The 261-nt window shown below is 18.4% G+C and carries 1 protein-coding gene; it reads right to left on the reverse strand.

Translation table 11 applies throughout. The annotated features are described in order from the left end of the window. Positions 1 to 261 (reverse strand): 30S ribosomal protein S10 (locus ACK41V_RS23600; protein ID WP_409786126.1); only part of this gene is annotated, 261 nt, incomplete at both ends.

Genomic DNA, 261 nt, shown 5'->3' on the forward strand with positions numbered 1-261 from the left:
AAAATAATTTTTTTAATTTTTCATCAAAATTTGGATTAGTTGTTGTTAATGTTAACAATCCTTTATAAAAACGAGTCTCATATTGATCTTTAGATTTACTATCAATATGTGGAGATTTATTAAAAGTTAATTTTTTTTTTAAAATTGGAAATGAAAAATTTTTTCCTAAAAATTTATACTTTTTATAAAATTCTTTCCAGGCATAAAAATTATTGGAATAAAAAGAAATATGGATTTCATATACGATTTTAGGTTTTTTAT

It is taken from the genome of Acidovorax sp. (assembly GCF_046291265.1).
In the GTDB taxonomy this organism is placed as follows: Bacteria; Pseudomonadota; Gammaproteobacteria; order Burkholderiales; family Burkholderiaceae_C; genus Acidovorax.